General features: G+C 63.4%; 3 protein-coding genes. All 3 read left to right on the forward strand.

Annotated elements, in window-relative coordinates:
* The first annotated feature begins 1 nt into the window (after nt 1).
* The 3 genes from EN984_RS25440 to EN984_RS25450 all read left to right on the forward strand — a co-directional run bounded on the left by EN984_RS25440 (nt 2) and on the right by EN984_RS25450 (nt 3,939).
* Nucleotides 2–826, forward strand: coding sequence for an ATP-binding cassette domain-containing protein (locus EN984_RS25440; RefSeq protein ID WP_127384032.1), 825 nt, complete (start codon nt 2–4; stop codon nt 824–826).
* Between the two features lie 77 nt (nt 827–903).
* Nucleotides 904–1,503, forward strand: coding sequence for a VOC family protein (locus tag EN984_RS25445; protein ID WP_127272534.1), 600 nt, complete (start codon nt 904–906; stop codon nt 1,501–1,503).
* A 141-nt stretch (nt 1,504–1,644) separates the two neighbouring features.
* Complete coding sequence (locus tag EN984_RS25450) at nt 1,645–3,939, forward strand: bifunctional salicylyl-CoA 5-hydroxylase/oxidoreductase (RefSeq protein WP_127271042.1); 2,295 nt, start codon at nt 1,645–1,647, stop codon at nt 3,937–3,939.
* The last annotated feature ends 34 nt before the right edge of the window (nt 3,940–3,973 follow it).

The raw sequence follows: 3,973 nt of genomic DNA on the forward strand, positions 1-3,973 counted from the left end.
GTTGTTCTCCGTGCGCGGGCTGAAGGTCGCGCTGCCCGACATGACGCGCAAGCCGCTGATCGGCCGCGCGCCCTTGGTCGAAATCCTGAAGGGCCTGGATTTCGACCTGCCCAGGGGCTCGGTGACCGGCATCGTCGGCGAATCCGGATCCGGCAAATCGACGCTCGGCCGTGCTCTGGTGCGGTTGCTGGAACCGAGCGCCGGCAGCATAACTTACGACGGCCGCGACATCACGCATCTGCCGGAAGCGGAACTGCGGCCACTGCGGCGCAATCTGCAGATGATTTTCCAAGATCCGATGTCGTCGCTCAACCCGCGCCGCACCATTGCAAGCATTATCGCCGCGCCACTCAAGCAAAATGGCCTCGGCGACAATCTCAAGGCGCGCGTTGCCGAGGCGCTGCAGCGCGTCGGCCTGCCGCAAAGCTTCGCCAACCGCTATCGCCACGAATTATCGGGCGGCCAGCGCCAGCGCGTCGGCATTGCGCGGGCGCTGGCGCTGTCGCCGAAATTCGTGCTGGCCGACGAGATCGTCTCAGGGCTCGACGTGTCGACGCAAGCGCAGATCCTGACGCTGCTGGAAAAGCTGGCGGCGGAAATGGGGCTGACCGTCGCTTTCATCAGCCACGATCTGTCGGTCATCCGGCGGCTGTGCCGGCAAGTGATCGTCATGCGCGAAGGCGTGATCGTCGAAGCGAGCGCCACCGACGCCTTGTTCGACAAGCCGCAGCAGGCCTACACGCGCGATCTCATCGCGGCCATTCCGCTGCCCGAGATCGATGCGAACTGGCTGGACATTCCTTCCGCCGCCAAGGCGCCGACATGAATGCATACGCACGCCGAAGAGCGGGCCTCGGGCGTGCGACCAAAAGACCCAAGTCCCGCCAAATGGAGAGGACTGACATGAAGACCACTATCGCAATTGCAACGCTGGCCGCCACGATGCTCGGCAGCGCCGGCATGGCCTCGGCGGATTCGATCCCGGGCATGCGCGGCCACGACCACACCGGCATCACCGTTCCCGATATGAAGCAAGCGGTCGACTTCTTCACCGAAGTGGTCGGCTGCAAGAAGGCGATGTCGTTCGGTCCGTTCGCCGACGACAAGGGCACCTTCATGCAGGATCTCCTGGGCGTCGACCCGAAGGCGGTGATCGAAGAGGTCACCATGGTGCGCTGCGGCTATGGTTCGAACATCGAGCTGTTCAAATACACAGCACCGGACCAGAAGAACCTGACGCCGAAGAACAGCGACATTGGCGGCTTCCACATCGCCTTCTATGTCGACGACGTCGCTGCCGCCAAAGCCTATCTCGAAGGCAAGGGCGTCAAGACGCGGATGGGGCCGCTGCCGGTCAAGGAAGGGCCGGCGGCCGGCCAGACCATCCTCTATTTCCAGGCGCCGTGGGGGCTGCAGCTGGAAGCGATCAGCTATCCCGACGGAATGGCCTATGAGAAGGACGCCGAGACGGTGCTGTGGAGCCCGAAGAACCCGGAAAAGTGATCCGGCAGCGCGCTTGCGCGATGACACGCAGGCGCGCTTTCGCCATGTCAGGACAATCGTTTTGATATAAAACTTTAAGCTTGAAATATCTTGTCGCCGGCGCGATACTGAACTCCAGCAAGCGAAGAGGAGATCGCAGACATGAAGGTTGCGGTTCTCGGCGGCGGACCAGCTGGCCTCTACTTTGCCATTTCGATGAAGCTGAGGGACGCCGCGCACGATGTGACGGTGTTCGAGCGCAACCGCGCCGACGACACGTTCGGCTGGGGCGTCGTGCTGTCGGCCGAGACGCTCGACAATCTGTCGAAAAACGACCCGGTCAGCGCTGTCTGGATCAAGAAGCACTTTGCCTACTGGGACGACATCGCCGTCATCCATGACGGCGTGCGCACGGTCTCGTCAGGTCACGGTTTCTGCGGCATCGGCCGCAAGCGGCTGCTGGTCCTGCTGCAGCGCCGGGCGCGCGAACTCGGCGTCAAGCTGATGTTCGAGACCGACATCGCCGATCCCAAACCTTACATGGAGACGCATGATCTGGTCGTCGCGGCCGACGGCCTCAACTCCAGGGCGCGCAACGCTTTCGTCGACATCTTCAAACCCGACATCGACACCCGCAAATGCAAGTTCGTCTGGCTCGGCACCAACCAGAAATTCGACGACGCCTTCACCTTCATCTTCGAGAAGACCGAGCATGGCTGGGTTTGGGCGCACGCCTACCAGTTCGACAGCGACACCGCGACGTTCATCGTCGAGTGCAGCGAACAGACCTGGACTGCTTTCGGCTTCAGCGCGATGTCGCAGCAGGAATCGATCGCTGTCTGTGAGCGGATCTTCGAAAAACATCTCGGCGGCCACGCGCTGATGACCAATGCCAACCATATCCGTGGTTCCGCCTGGATCAATTTCCCGCGCGTGCTGTGCGAGCGCTGGTCCTACAAGAATCTGGCGCTGATGGGCGATGCGGCGGCCTCAGCCCATTTCTCGATCGGCTCCGGCACCAAGCTGGCACTGGAAAGTGCCGTGGCGCTGGCCGAATATGTCGAAACCGAGCCGGACCTGGATGCCGCCTTCCGTAAATATGAGGATGCCCGCCGCACCGAGGTGCTGAAGCTGCAATCGGCGGCGCGCAATTCGCTGGAATGGTTCGAGGAGGTCGAGCGCTATCTCGGCCTCGATCCGGTGCAGTTCAACTATTCGCTTTTGACCCGCTCGCAGCGCATCAGCCATGAGAATTTGCGGCTGCGCGATGCCGAATGGCTGGGCGGTGCGGAGGAATGGTTCCAGCGCCAGGCGGGCGCCGGCGGCAACAGCCTGCGCCGCGCGCCGATGTTCGCGCCGTTCAAGCTGCGCGACATGAGGCTGCAGAACCGCGTCGTCGTTTCGCCGATGGCGCAGTACAAGGCCGTCGACGGCTGCCCGACCGACTGGCATTTCACCCACTACGCCGAGCGGGCCAAAGGGGGCGCCGGGCTCCTCTATATCGAGATGACCTGCGTCAGCCCGGAAGGTCGCATCACGCCCGGTTGTCCGGGATTCTATGCGCCCGAACATGAGGTGGCGTGGAAGCGGCTGGTCGATTTCGTCCACACCGAAACCGAAGCCAAGATCTGCGCCCAGATCGGCCATTCCGGCGCCAAAGGTTCGACCCGGCTTGGCTGGGAAGGCACCGACGTGCCGCTGGTCTCCGGCAACTGGCCGGTGATCGCCGCCTCGGCCGTGGCGTGGTCGCCGCAGAATCAGGTGCCGAAGGCGATGGATCGCGCCGACATGGACCGCGTGCGCGACGAATTCGTGGCTTCGGCCGAGATGGCCGATCGTTGCGGCTTCGACATGCTCGAGATCCACGCTGCGCATGGCTATCTCTTGTCGTCCTTCATCACGCCGGTCACCAACCGGCGCACGGATGAATATGGCGGTTCGCTTGACAATCGGATGCGCTATCCCCTCGAAATCTTCCGCGCGGTGCGCGCTGCCTGGCGGGCGGAGAAGCCGATCTCGATGCGCATTTCGGCCAATGACTGGGTGGGCATCGAGGGCGTCACACCGGCCGACGCGGTCGAGATCGCACGGCTGCTGCACGAGGCCGGCGTCGACATCTGCGACGTCTCGGCAGGCCAGACCTCGGCACTGGCCAAGCCTGTCTATGGCCGCATGTTCCAGACGCCGTTTTCCGACCGCATCCGCAACGAAGTCGGCATGGCGACGATGGCGGTCGGCAACATCTACGAGCCGGACCATGTCAATTCGATCCTGATGGCCGGCCGCGCCGATCTGGTGGCGCTGGCACGGCCGCATCTCGCCGATCCCTACTGGACACTGCACGCCGCCGTCACGCTCGGCGACCGTGGTGTCAAATGGCCGGATCCCTATCTGCCCGGGCGCGACCAGCTCTACCGTCTGGCCGAGCGCGACGCCGCAGCGGGGCTGAAAGTATGAACGCTTTTCGTCTGCCACGTCAGCGCTGTACCCC

Source organism: Mesorhizobium sp. M7A.F.Ca.CA.004.12.1.1, assembly GCF_003997835.1.
In the GTDB taxonomy this organism is placed as follows: Bacteria; Pseudomonadota; Alphaproteobacteria; order Rhizobiales; family Rhizobiaceae; genus Mesorhizobium.